Annotated in this window: 13 protein-coding genes; all 13 read left to right on the top strand. The window is 65.7% G+C overall.

Annotated features, from left to right (window positions below):
• Window positions 1-7: 7 nt before the first annotated feature.
• Complete coding sequence (gene uppS, locus NFW05_RS03560) at window positions 8-802, top strand: polyprenyl diphosphate synthase (protein WP_295302852.1); 795 nt, start codon at window positions 8-10, stop codon at window positions 800-802.
• The gene (locus NFW05_RS03555) at window positions 795-1,634 is read left to right on the top strand and encodes a phosphatidate cytidylyltransferase (RefSeq protein WP_295302851.1); all 840 of its coding nucleotides are present in this window, start codon (window positions 795-797) and stop codon (window positions 1,632-1,634) included. The genes uppS and NFW05_RS03555 overlap by 8 nt, the downstream gene beginning before the upstream one ends.
• Window positions 1,634-2,836 carry a 1-deoxy-D-xylulose-5-phosphate reductoisomerase gene (gene ispC / locus NFW05_RS03550; protein WP_295302850.1) on the top strand — a complete coding sequence of 401 codons (1,203 nt, stop codon included), beginning with the start codon at window positions 1,634-1,636 and terminating at the stop codon, window positions 2,834-2,836. The genes NFW05_RS03555 and ispC overlap by 1 nt, the downstream gene beginning before the upstream one ends.
• Window positions 2,836-4,203: an RIP metalloprotease RseP gene (gene rseP, locus NFW05_RS03545; protein ID WP_295302849.1), complete on the top strand. Its 1,368-nt coding sequence runs from the start codon at window positions 2,836-2,838 to the stop codon at window positions 4,201-4,203. The genes ispC and rseP overlap by 1 nt, the downstream gene beginning before the upstream one ends.
• A 4-nt stretch (window positions 4,204-4,207) precedes the next feature.
• Window positions 4,208-6,535 carry an outer membrane protein assembly factor BamA gene (bamA, locus tag NFW05_RS03540; RefSeq protein ID WP_295302848.1) on the top strand — a complete coding sequence of 776 codons (2,328 nt, stop codon included), beginning with the start codon at window positions 4,208-4,210 and terminating at the stop codon, window positions 6,533-6,535.
• 15 nt (window positions 6,536-6,550) lie between these two features.
• The gene (locus tag NFW05_RS03535) at window positions 6,551-7,066 is read left to right on the top strand and encodes an OmpH family outer membrane protein (RefSeq protein WP_295302847.1); all 516 of its coding nucleotides are present in this window, start codon (window positions 6,551-6,553) and stop codon (window positions 7,064-7,066) included.
• A gap of 31 nt (window positions 7,067-7,097) precedes the next feature.
• Entirely contained in the window at window positions 7,098-8,129 is a 1,032-nt protein-coding gene (gene lpxD / locus NFW05_RS03530) for a UDP-3-O-(3-hydroxymyristoyl)glucosamine N-acyltransferase (RefSeq protein ID WP_295302846.1), read from the top strand.
• Window positions 8,130-8,134: 5 nt separating this feature from the next.
• Window positions 8,135-8,596 (top strand): 3-hydroxyacyl-ACP dehydratase FabZ, encoded by a 462-nt coding sequence (gene fabZ, locus NFW05_RS03525; RefSeq protein ID WP_295302879.1) that lies wholly within the window; start codon window positions 8,135-8,137, stop codon window positions 8,594-8,596.
• Complete coding sequence (lpxA, locus tag NFW05_RS03520) at window positions 8,593-9,363, top strand: acyl-ACP--UDP-N-acetylglucosamine O-acyltransferase (protein WP_295302845.1); 771 nt, start codon at window positions 8,593-8,595, stop codon at window positions 9,361-9,363. The genes fabZ and lpxA overlap by 4 nt, the downstream gene beginning before the upstream one ends.
• Window positions 9,360-10,538 (top strand): lipid-A-disaccharide synthase, encoded by a 1,179-nt coding sequence (lpxB, locus tag NFW05_RS03515; RefSeq protein WP_295302844.1) that lies wholly within the window; start codon window positions 9,360-9,362, stop codon window positions 10,536-10,538. The genes lpxA and lpxB overlap by 4 nt, the downstream gene beginning before the upstream one ends.
• Window positions 10,525-11,115 (top strand): ribonuclease HII, encoded by a 591-nt coding sequence (gene rnhB / locus NFW05_RS03510; RefSeq protein WP_295302843.1) that lies wholly within the window; start codon window positions 10,525-10,527, stop codon window positions 11,113-11,115. The genes lpxB and rnhB overlap by 14 nt, the downstream gene beginning before the upstream one ends.
• Window positions 11,112-11,972: an RNA methyltransferase gene (locus NFW05_RS03505; protein WP_295302842.1), complete on the top strand. Its 861-nt coding sequence runs from the start codon at window positions 11,112-11,114 to the stop codon at window positions 11,970-11,972. Before rnhB ends, NFW05_RS03505 begins: the two co-directional genes overlap by 4 nt.
• A gap of 88 nt (window positions 11,973-12,060) precedes the next feature.
• Window positions 12,061-12,666, top strand: coding sequence for a hypothetical protein (locus NFW05_RS03500; protein ID WP_295302841.1), 606 nt, complete (start codon window positions 12,061-12,063; stop codon window positions 12,664-12,666).
• Window positions 12,667-12,670: the final 4 nt, after the last annotated feature.

Genomic DNA, 12,670 nt, shown 5'->3' with positions numbered 1-12,670 from the left:
CTGCACCATGCTGCCTTTTGCCAGTTCGACGCGCCATGTACCCTCCACTTCCGACGTTCCCCGTCACGTCGCGATCATCATGGATGGCAACGGACGCTGGGCCAAGAAGCGCCTGCTGCCGCGAATCGCCGGTCACCGGCGCGGCGTCGAAACCGTTCGCCGGGTCGTCCGGATGTGTCTCGAGCGGGGCATCGAGTATCTGACGCTGTTCGCCTTCAGTTCCGAGAACTGGCGCCGTCCTGCCGAGGAAGTGTCGCTGCTCATGCAGTTGTTCGTTCGGGCGCTGAAAGTGGAGGTCGGCAAGCTCGACCACAACGGTGTCCGCCTGCGCGTGATCGGTGACCTTTCCCGTTTCGACCCCGAGTTGCGCGCACTGATCAGGGCTTCCGAGGAACGCACCGAGCGCAACAGTCGACTCGTCCTGACCGTCGCCGCCAACTACGGCGGTCGCTGGGACATCCTGCAGGCAGTGAACCGGATGCGGCTCTCGGGCCAGGACTCGGGCGGCGCGTGGAACGAGGACGACCTCGCCCCTCACCTGGCGATGAGCTACGCCCCCGAACCCGATCTGTTCATCAGGACCGGGGGCGAGAAGCGGATCAGCAACTTCCTGCTCTGGCAACTCGCCTACTCGGAGCTGCACTTCACCGACGTTCTCTGGCCCGAGTTCGATTCGGCCGCCTTCGAGGCGGCGCTCGAGTCGTACCGGCTGCGCGAGCGCCGCTTCGGACGAACCAGCGAGCAGGTGGCGGGCTGTCCGGCGGCGGCCGGTCAGCTGACTGGCTTGCGCAGCGATGCTTAGAACCCGGGTCATCACCGCGGTCTTCCTCCTTGCCGCCTTCCTCCTCGCGCTGTTCTTCCTGCCACCACTCGGCTGGCTGGTCTTCGTCAGCGCGGTGGCCGCGGTGGCGGCCTGGGAGTGGGGAGGGCTGATGACTGCCAGCGAGCCTTTGCGCAGCATGCTCGCGGCAGCCCTGCTGATCGTGTGCACGGCCGTTTCAGTCCTCGACCCCGCTGCGGTCGGGCTCCAAGCGGACTCGGCGGCAGCGGGATGGCCCACCGGGGCCCTGTTCTATCTGCCCGCTGCCGCGTTCTGGGTGGTGGTCGCGCCGCTCTGGCTCAGGCGGCGCTGGCCGTTGTCGCACTCCCCGGCGCTCGGCGTGCTGACCGGGGCAGTGGTCATCCTCCCCGCCTGGCTCGCCCTCGTCCAGCTCCGCCAAGTCGGCCCGCTGGGTCTGCTGGCGATCATGGCCGTCGTCTGGCTGGCGGACATCGGGGCGTATTTCGCCGGGCGGCGCTTCGGCGCGCACAAGCTGGCGCCGACGATCAGCCCCGGCAAGACCTGGGAGGGCGCGATCGGCGGCGGGCTGTGCGTGATCGTCTATGGCCTGCTCGTGTCTCCGAGACTGCCGGCGAATCTGGCAGGCGACTGGCCTCTGCTGATTGCCCTCCTCGCAGGGCTGACCGCGATGAGCATCGTCGGCGACCTCTTCGAGTCGCTCGTCAAGCGACAGGCCGGCCTCAAGGACAGCAGCAACGTGCTGCCTGGTCATGGCGGCGTGCTCGACCGTATCGACAGCCTGACGTCCACCTTGCCACTGGTGGCGCTGGTCTGGCTCCTGGCGCGGCACTGATGGCTGGGAGAGGGGGGGTGCAGAGTCTGGTGATTCTCGGCTCGACCGGATCGATAGGCGTGAATACGCTCGACGTCGTTCGCCGTCATCCCGATCGCTTCGCGATCGTCGCGCTGTGCGCCAACCGGCAGGCGGAGCGTCTGCTTGAACAGTGCCTCGAGTTCAGGCCGGAACACGCGGTCGTCGGCGATCAGGCGCTGGCTGCCCGGTTGGCCGCCGGGCTCGCCGCTGCCGGCTGTCCGACGAGCGTGTCCTGGGGTCCCGACGCACTGATCAGGATGGTCGAGCTGCCGATCGTGGACACGGTGATGGCCGCGATCGTCGGGGCCGCCGGCCTGCCGCCGGCGCTGGCCGCGGTGGTGGCCGGGAAGAAGGTGCTGTTGGCGAACAAGGAAGCGCTGGTCATGGCCGGCGAATTCTTCATGCGCGCCGTCAGGGATCACGGCGCAACGCTGTTGCCGATTGACAGTGAGCACAACGCGATTTTTCAGTCGCTGCCGCCCGGCTACTCCGGCAACCTCGGAGACAGCGGCGTGTCGGCACTGTTCCTGACCGCCTCGGGTGGGCCATTCAGGCTGACCGATGCCGGCGATCTCGCTTCAGTGAGCCCGGAGCAGGCCTGCGCGCACCCGAACTGGGTGATGGGGCCGAAGATCTCGGTCGATTCGGCGACGATGATGAACAAGGGTCTCGAGGTCATCGAGGCGCACTGGTTGTTCAACGTTCCTGCAGAGCGCATCCAGGTGCTCATCCATCCCGAGAGCGTCGTGCACTCGCTCGTCCAGTATGTCGACGGTTCGGTCATCGCCGAACTCGGAAACCCCGACATGCGCACGCCGATCGCGCACGCTCTCGGCTATCCGGAGCGCATCGCTGCTGGCGTCGAGCCGCTCGACCTTTGCCGGGTGGCTGCGCTGCACTTCGAGAAACCCGACCACGGGCGTTTCCCGTGTCTCGGCCTCGCCTACCGCGCGCTGGCGCAGGGAGGCTGTGCGCCGGCGACCCTCAATGCGGCGAACGAGGTCGCCGTCCAGGCGTTTCTCGAGCGGCGGATCGCGTTCACGGCGATTCCCCGGCTGATTGCCGAAGTGCTCGATCGTTGCCCGGCCAACTGCTCGCCCCGGTCGCTGGGCGAGGTTCTCGCCGCTGACCGCCTGGCGCGGGCAGTCGCCGACGATCGGCTCGCCGCCTTGGCCACGTGATGAGCAGCTTCCTCTACTACCTGGCCGCCTTCGCCGTGGTCCTCGGCATCCTGGTTGTCGTCCACGAGTTCGGTCATTACCTCGCCGCCCGCTGGCTTGGCGTCAAGGTGCTCCGTTTCTCGGTCGGCTTCGGCAGGCCGCTGTGCTCATGGCGACTCGCGCGCGACGGGACCGAATGGGCGATCGCCGCTTTTCCCCTGGGCGGTTACGTCAAGATGCTCGACGAGCGCGAGGGCGAGGTTCCTGCCGCAGAACTGCACCGGGCATTCAACCGGCAGCGCGTCTGGCGCCGGATGGCCATCGTCGCCGCCGGGCCGGCGGCGAACTTCCTGCTGGCCATCGTGCTTTACTGGGGACTGTTCTGGAACGGGACCGAGGAATTCAGGCCGATCGTCGCTCTGCCGGTGGCCGGCACCCCGGCTGCCGAAGCACGCGTCGAGGACGGCGAACGGATCCTCGCCGTCGGCGGCGAGAAGGTGGCGACCTGGCAGGAGATGCGCTGGGCACTGCTGCGCATGGCCGTCGATCACGACAGCGTGGCCCTCGAGGTGATCAACCCGCGCAACGAGATTTCGCTGCGCCTTCTCGATCTGTCGGGGATTCGCAATTCTGGCTGGGAAGGAGACGCCCTCGAGCGACTGGGGTTGAACCTCTACCGACCTCGTTTGCCCCCGGTTCTCGGCAAGGTGAGCGCGCGCGGGGCGGCCGAAGCTGCCGGCCTCCTGACCGGCGACCTGATCACCGCCATCGATGGGCAGCCGATCGACAGCTGGGCTGAGGTCGTCCGCGCTGTGCGCAGTTCGCCGGGCAGCCCGCTCGAGTTCGACGTTCTGAGAGGCGACGAGCGACTGGTGATCCACGTCACTCCGGGGGTCGTCGACGAGCGGGGCACGGAGATCGGTCGCATTGGTGCGGCCGTGCGCGAGTGGCCCGAGGCCCGCGCCGAACTGATGACCACCGTGCGCTACCAACCGCTGCCGGCGCTGGCCAAGGCTCTCGCCGAGACCTGGGACAAGTCGGCTTTCACGCTGCTGATGATCGGCAAGATGATCGTCGGCGAGGTCTCGTGGCGGAACATCAGCGGACCGGTGACCATTGCCGATTACGCCGGGCAGTCGGCGAGACTCGGCGTCGATTATTACCTCAAGTTTCTCGCCCTGGTGAGCATCAGCCTCGGCGTGCTCAACCTCCTGCCCATCCCGATTCTGGACGGGGGCCATTTGTTGTATTATCTCGTCGAAATCATCAAGCGTGGGCCCGTCTCCGAGCGCACGATGGAGATCGGTCAGCAGATCGGTCTGACGCTGCTGCTGATGCTCATGGCGTTCGCCTTCTACAACGACATCAATCGCCTTTTCTCCGGTTGACCCTATGAAGAAGAACCTGCTCGCGGGGCTGGTGGCCACTCTTTTCGCTTGCGGCGCAGCGGCGGTCGAGCCCTTCACGGTCAGGGACATCCGGCTCGAGGGAGTGCAGCGGGTCGAGGCGGGAACCGTCTTCAGCTATCTGCCGATCAAGGTCGGCGAAACGATGAACGACGAGAAGGCGGCCCAGGCGATCAAGGCACTCTTCGCCACCGGCTTCTTCAAGGACGTGCGCATTGAAACGGAGGGCGACGTGGTGATCGTCGTCCTGCAGGAACGACCGGCGATTGCCCAGATCGACTTCGTCGGGCTCAAGGAGTTCGACAAGGATCAGCTGATCAAGGGCCTCAAGGAGGTCGGGGTGGCCGTTTCGCGGACCTTCGACCGGGCGACGCTCGAGCGGGCCGAGCAGGAACTGAAGCGCCAGTATCTGGCGCGGGGTCTTTACGCGGCGACGATCACCACGACGATCACGCCGCTCGAGCGCAATCGCGTGGCGATCAACTTCAACATCGACGAAGGCGACGTCGCGAAAATCCAGCAGATCAACATCGTCGGCGCGCAGGCGTTCCGCGAGAAGGATCTGCTGGCCATCCTCCAGCAGAGGACGCCGAACTGGATCAGTTGGTACACCAAGAGCGACCAGTACTCGAAGCAGAAGCTCTCGGCCGACCTCGAAACGCTGCGTTCCTATTACCTCGACCGTGGTTATCTCGAGTTCAGCATCGAGTCGACTCAGGTCTCGATCACCCCGGACAAGAAGGAAATCTACATCACGATCAGCATCAACGAGGGTGAGCGCTACGTCGTTTCCTCGGTCAAGCTGGCCGGAGACCTGACCCTGCCCGAGGAGGAGTTCAGGAAAGCCGTCAAGATAAAGCCCGGCGACGTCTTCTCCCGCGAAAAGCTCAACGAAAGCACCAAGGCGATCACCGACAAGCTCGGTGCTCAGGGCTATGCCTTCGCCAACGTCAACGCCTCGCCGGAGCTCGACAAGGAGAAGCGTCTGGTCGCGTTTACGATCCTCGTCGATCCCGGCAAACGGACCTACGTTCGCCGGATCAACGTCACCGGCAACACCAAGACGCGCGACGAGGTCATCCGTCAGGAAATGCGCCAGATGGAGGGCGGTTGGTACGACGCGGAGAAGGTCACCGCGTCACGCGAGCGGATCGACCGGACGGGTTATTTCGGCGAAGTGACGGTCGAGACCCCGCCGGTGCCCGGGACGATCGACCTGATCGACGTCAATGTCAATGTCACCGAAAAATCGACCGGCAGCATTTCGATCGGTGCCGGTTACTCGAGCGCCGAAAAGGTGATCCTTTCCGGGTCGATCTCGCAGTCGAACATTTTCGGCAGTGGCAAGTTTCTCGCGCTGCAGGTGAATACCGGCAAACTCAACCGCACTCTGGGGATCAATTACACCAATCCCTACTTCACCGTCGACGGAATCAGCCAGGGCTTTGACGCTTATGCGCGGAAACTGAATCCGACTTCGCTCGGTTACGCTTTCCAGACCGAGTCGTACGGGGGCGGGATTCGCTTCGGTTATCCGATCGCCGAGAAGCAGACACTGAATTTCGGACTGGCGGTCGACCAGACGACGATCGACATCACGCCGATCACCGCGGCGACGCCGATCCAGTACATCAACTTTGTCAACCAGCACGGCAATTCGAACGTCACCGTTCCGGCGACGATCGCGTGGGTCAGCGACACGCGCAACAGTTCGGTCTTTCCGACCAGCGGCGGGACCCAGCGCGCCGGGGTCGAGCTGGCCATCCCCGGGGCCGATCTGACCTACTACAAACTGACCTACCGCAACGAGCAGTACTTCTCGATCACCAAGGACATGGTTCTGATGCTGATGGGCGAGCTGGGTTACGCTGACGGTCTGCAGGGACAGAGCGTTCCGTTCTACAAGAACTTCTACGCAGGCGGAATCGGTTCGGTCCGTGGCTACCAGACGGCCAGTCTCGGCCCGGTCGATCCGCTGTATCCGGACACCTACCTCGGCGGCACCAGCAAGGCAGTGTTCAATGCCGAACTGCTGATGGCCATTCCCGGCTTCGACAAGTCGGTGCGCGTCGGTCCGTTCTTCGACGCCGGCAACGTGTTCACCAAGGACTACAGCTACACCGACCGGAACGGCAAGAAGGTGACCATCGCCGGCTACACCTTCGCCGACCACGGAATGGCGATGTCCGCGGGCATCGCCGCGGTATGGGTCTCGCCGCTGGGTCCGCTGAAATTCAGCTTCGGCCAGCCGATCAACGAGGTCAGTACTGCTAAACTCCAGAAGTTCCAGTTCCAGATGGGAACGACGTTTTAATCGAGGAGAAATGGTTTGAAGAAGACGGTTGCCGGGCTGCTCCTGGCCCTGATCGCGTCGCTGCCGGCGTCGTACGCGTCGGCCGATCAGCTGAAGATTGGTTATGTCAATACCCAGCGCCTTTTCCGTGACGCTCCCGCTGCGGTCAAGGCAGCGAAGAAGATCGAGCAGGAGTTCTCACAGCGTGACAAGGATCTGCAGCGCTTGGCCAAGCAGGTGCAGGGGCTTCAGGAGTCGCTCGAGAAGGGGGCGCTGACCATGTCCGAAGCCGAGCGGCGGGCCAAGGAAAAGGATCTCGGCGAACTGTCGCGCGAGTTCCAGCGCAAGCAGCGTGAGTTCCGCGAAGATCTGAACCTGCGTCAGAACGAGGAGAACGCGGCGATCATCGAGAAGGCCAACAAGGCGATCAAGCAACTGGCCGACAGCGAGAAGTACGATCTGATCGTTCAGGACGTCGTCTGGGTGAGTCCGCGGCTCGACATCACCGACAAGGTGATCAAGGCTTTGTCCGATCAGCCGGGCGGCAAGTGAGCCTGGCCGTCGCCTGAAGGGTGCGAAGACCGTGTCCGCCGGTCTGCGGCTCGACGAGATCGTCGCTCGCCTCGGGGGCGTCGCGCGTGGCGATGTGGCGACCGTCGTCTTCCAGGTCGGCAGTCTGCTCTCGGCCGGCCCAGGTCAGATCGCCTTCCTGGCCAACCCGAAATACCGCGAACAACTTCACGGGACGCGCGCCGGCGCGGTGATCGTCCCGCCCCAGTTCGCCGACGACACCGACCTGCCGAGGATCGTCCACCCGAACTCGTATGCCTGTTACGCCCGAGTCGCCGCGCTGCTCAATCCCCCGCGCCGCAGACCGGCGGGAGTCCATCCGTCGGCGGTCGTCAATTCGCCAGTGCCGGCGACGGCCAGCGTCGGCGAGAACGTCGTCGTCGGCCAAGACGTGACCATCGGCGAGAACGTCACCCTCTTTCCGGGCTGCGTGATCGGCGATGGGGCTTCGATTGGCGAGGATTCGCTGCTCTACCCGAATGTCGTCGTCGGTCACGACTGCGTGATCGGCCGGCGAGCGATCGTCCACGCCGGCGCGGTGATCGGCGCTGACGGCTTCGGCTTTGCCCGGGACGGTGAGCGCTGGGTGAAAATCCCGCAGATCGGGCGAGTCGTGCTCGGAGACGACGTCGAGATCGGCGCCAACACGTCGATCGATCGCGGTGCGCTCGACGATACGCAGATCGGCGACGGGGTCAAGCTCGACAACCAGATTCAGGTCGCCCACAACGTGAGCATCGGCGAGCACACGGCGATGGCCGGCTGCGTGGGCATCGCCGGCAGCGCGAAGATCGGCCGCCGGTGCACGGTCGGCGGGGCCGGGATGATCAGCGGGCATCTCGAGATCGTCGACGACGTCCACGTCTCGGCCGGCACGCTGGTTGCCAGGAGCCTGCGCCAGCCAGGGCAGTATACGGGCTTCTTTCCTCTGGCCACGCATCAGGAGTGGCTGCACAACGCGGCCCAGATCAGGCGCCTGGCGCAGATTGCCGAGCGTCTGTCCGAAGTGGAGAAGAAACTCGAACGGATGGGGAAAACATCGTGAGCAGCATGGACATACACGAGATCATCGAGCAGTTGCCGCATCGCTACCCGTTCCTGCTGGTCGATCGCGTGCTCGAATGCGAGCCCGGCAAGTCGATCCGCGCGTACAAGAACGTGACCATCAACGAGCCGTTCTTCGTCGGGCACTTCCCGCATTATCCGGTGATGCCCGGCGTGCTGATCCTCGAGGCGCTGGCTCAGGCAGCGGGAATCCTCTCGTTCCGCACGCTTGGCGAGAAGCCGGACCTGAGCTCGCTGTTCTATTTCGTGGGCATCGACAAGGCACGTTTCAAGAAGACCGTGACCGCTGGCGACCAGCTGCACCTCGCGGTGAGCATCCAGCGGCAGTTCCGGAACATCTGGAAATTCGACGCCGTCGCGACGGTCGACGGCGAGGTCGTCGCCGAGGCCGAACTGATGTGCGCGAAGAGCAACCTGGTTCGCGAGAGTCCGCGGGGTCAGCAATGATCCATTCGACGGCGATCATCCACCCTGGCGCGCAGTTCGGTGCCAACGTCACGGTGGGCGCATACTCGATCGTCGGTGAGCATGTCGAGGTCGGCGACAACACGGTGATCGGCCCACACGTGGTCATCTCGGGGCGGACGCGAATCGGTTCCGACAACCGCATCTACCAGTTCTGTTCGCTCGGCGAGCCGCCGCAGGACAAGAAGCACGGCGGCGAGCCGACCTGTCTCGAAATCGGCGACCGCAACACGATCCGCGAGTTCTGTACCTTCAACCTCGGTACGGCGCTCGACGCGGGCGTGACGCGCATGGGCGACGACAACTGGATCATGGCCTACGTGCACATCGCCCACGACTGCCAGGTCGGCAACCGCACCGTGTTCGCCAACAATGCCCAGCTGGCCGGGCACGTGCATATCGGCGACTGGGTCGTCCTCGGTGGCTTCTCCGGTGTTCATCAGTTCTGCCGCGTCGGCGCGCACGCGATGACTGCGGCCGGGGCGGTCGTCGTCCAGGACGTTCCGCCTTACGTCATGGCCGCCGGGAACACGGCGAGCCCCTACGGGATCAACGCCGAGGGACTCAAACGGCGCGGCTTCTCACCCGAGGCGCTGCTCACCCTCAAGCGCGCCTATCGGACGATCTACAAGTCGGGGTTGATGCTCGACGAGGCGCGTGCCAGACTGCAGGAAGAAGTCGTCGCCCATCCGGAGATCCAGCCGCTGCTCGATTTTCTCGCGGTATCGAAGCGCGGCATCATTCGATGACCCGCGCCCCGGTGCGCATCGCGATGGTCGCCGGCGAAGCGTCGGGCGATCTTCTCGCCAGCCAGCTGATCGCGGCACTGCAACGCCGACTGCCGGGCGCGGTGTTCTACGGCATCGGCGGCCCGCGGATGCTTCGCCTGGGCTTCGACGCCTGGCATCCGCTCGAGAAGCTCGCCGTTCGCGGCTATTTCGAGGTGCTCCGGCATTTTCGCGAGATCCTGGCGATTCGCCGCGAACTCAGGCGCCGCCTGCTCGCCGACCCGCCCGACGTATTCATCGGCGTAGACGCTCCCGACTTCAATTTCGGACTCGAAAGAGCGTTGAAGGAGCGGGGGATCCGCACCGTCCACTACGTCAGCCCGTCGATCTGGGCGTGGCGGGGTGGGCGGATCCACAAGATCGGCGCGGCGGTCTCGCGGATCCTCGCGCTCTTTCCGTTCGAGCCGGCGATTTACCAGAAGCAGGGGATTCCGGTCAGCTACGTCGGCCACCCGCTCGCCGACATGTTGCCGTTCGAGGATGGGCGCGACGCTGCGCGAGCGCAGCTGGGAATCGCTGCCGAGCAGACGGTGATCGCGCTGCTGCCCGGCAGCCGTCAGTCGGAACTGCAGTACATGGCCGAGACCTTCATCGAAACGGCGCGACTGATCAGCCTGCGAATGTCTCGCGTGCGCTTCGTCGTTCCACTGGCGACCGCGGAAACTCGCGGGCGCTTCGAGGCGGCGCTGCGTCGCTGCGCCGCCGGAGACCTGCCGTTCGAGCTGTTTTCGGGTCGCGCGCACGAGGCGATGATGGCGGCCGATCTGGTGCTCGTGGCGAGCGGTACGGCGACGCTCGAAGCGGCGTTGCTCAAGCGGCCGATGGTCATCGTGTATAGGATGTCGCCGCTCTCCTACCGCCTGATGCGCCTGATCGGCGGCTATCTGCCGTACGTCGGCCTGCCGAACGTCCTCGCCGGCCGGTTCGTCGTCCCGGAGTTCATCCAGGATGACGCGACACCCGAGAACCTGGCCCAGGCGCTGCTCAATCTGCACGCCGACCGGAGCGTATGCTCCGGCCTCCGGGAGATCTTCCGGGAGATGCACCTGCAGTTGCGCCGAAATGCCGCCGACAGCGCGGCGCTCGCCGTCCTCGGATGCCTGCCGGCGGGGTTGCCTGGCGATGGAGCAACCTGAGGGCCTGATCTGCGGCGTCGATGAAGCCGGCCGTGGCCCGCTCGCCGGTCCGGTCGTCGCCGCCGCGGTGATCCTCGATCCGGCCCGGCCGATCGCCGGGATCGATGATTCGAAGAAGCTTTCGGCCAACCGCCGCGAGTTCCTTGCCGGGGAAATTCGCCGCCGCTCGCTGGCCTGGGGACTCGGCGAGGCGAGCGTCGAGGAGATCGACCGGCTGAACATCCTCCAGGCGAGCCTGCTGGCAATGAGTCGGGCGGTGCTGGAACTGGCTGCCCGTTTCGGGCGGCTTCCGGAACGTGTGCTCGTCGACGGCAATCGCTGCCCCGATGTCGCCTGTCCGGTCGTGGCGGTGGTCGGCGGGGACGCCCGGTTCGTGGCGATCGCCGCGGCGTCGATCCTCGCCAAGACCGCCCGCGACGCGACGATGCGCGAGCTGGACACGCGGCATCCCGAGTATGGCTTCGCGAGGCACATGGGCTACCCCACCGCCGGTCATCTGGCCGCGCTGCGCGAGTTCGGCCCGAGCCCGCAGCACCGGCGCAGCTTCTCGCCAGTGGCTCGGCTGGTGCATCGATGAGGCGGGTCGGTTCGGCGGCGAACGAGCACTACCGCTCCCTGCTGCGGCTCTTCGCCAGCGCCCGCGAGCGTCGCAGAAGCGGCCGCATTCTGCTCGACGGCCTGCATCTCGTCGAATCGTACGTGCAGAGCCGGGGGCCTCCCGAGGAGGTGGTGGTCAGTGAGAGCGGCAGCCACAGCGCAGAAATCGCCTCGTGGATCGCCACCTGGGGCCGCAGGACGACACTGACCGTCGTTCCTGACGCGCTGCTCGCCAAGCTGACCAGCGTCGAGGCGCCCAGCGGGATCGTCGCGGTCGTCGTGCAGCCGGTAGCCAGACGTGCCGCCGATCCCGAGTCGGACGCGGTCCTGCTCGACGGACTGCAGGATCCCGGCAACGTCGGGTCGATCCTGCGCAGTGCGGCAGCGGCGGGTTTCGCGCAGGTCCTGCTCTCCGCCGACTGTGCGCAGGCGTGGTCGCCGAAGACGCTGCGCGCGGCGATGGGTGCGCACTTCCGGCTGGCGATCCACGAGGCCTGCGATCTCGCGGCCTTTCTCGGCGGCTATCGCGGGCGGGCGCTGGTCACCGCACCCGATGCCTTGACGAGCGTTTTCGATGCCCAGATCGATGGGCCTTTGGCCTGGGTCTTCGGCCATGAGGGGCAGGGCGTTCGGGCAGCGCTTCTCGACGCCACGCCGGCACGAGTGCGCATCCCGATGCCCGGTGGCAGCGAATCACTGAATGTCGCCGCTGCGGCGGCGATCTGCCTCTTCGAGACGGTCAGGCGGCGGCTCGCTGATCCGTCGCGGGTCGCACCCGACGGCCTCGGCGGTCCCCAGCGGAGACGTCGCGCGGTCACCTGGACGGGCGGTGGCTGATCATGAACAGCCTGCGAGGAAGTCTGCGAGGATTTCGCTTGCCCGGAAATCGATGCTTTTGGCCATCGCGCCGATGAAAGGAACTCACATGCGTCCACTCCTGAACCTCCTGTCTCTGCTGGTTCTGTTGGTCAGCTCGGCGAGCGTGGTCAGGGCTGCCGACACGGATCCACATGGCGCCGATCGCCAGGCGCTGCTCGCTCTGTTCCGCGAGATGGAAGCGAGCATCAACGCGCAGGACGTCGAGCGGATGATCGCCCAGATGGATCGCGCGGCAACGGTCACCTGGCTAAACGGCGAAGTCTCGCGCGGGCACGACGAGATCCGTGCCTACTACCACCGGATGGTCAGGGGCGAACAGCGGATCCTCGACCGCTATCTGACGAAGGCCAAGGTCGGCGCCCCGGCACGCTTCTTCGGCGGCGGCGAGGTCGCCGTCGCCGACGGGACGATGGTCGACGAATTCTTCCCGGTTGCCCGTGGGCCGTTCAGCCTGAACTCCAACTGGACTTCGACGAGCGCGAAGATCGACGGCGAATGGAAGGTCGTCGCGCTGCACCTCTCGTCGAACGTGTTCACCAACTCGCTGCTCAAGGAGGCCAGGGCCGCGCTCTGGTACGCGGCGATCGGCGCCGGCCTCGGCGGCGTGGTCGTCGGCTGGCTGGTCGGGCGGCTCGGGCGCAAGCGCGGGTGATCGG

It is taken from the genome of Accumulibacter sp. (assembly GCF_023806625.1).
GTDB lineage: Bacteria > Pseudomonadota > Gammaproteobacteria > Burkholderiales > Rhodocyclaceae > Accumulibacter.
The sequence above is the reverse complement of the archived record's forward strand: the minus strand, read 5'-3'. Positions and strand labels throughout refer to the sequence as shown.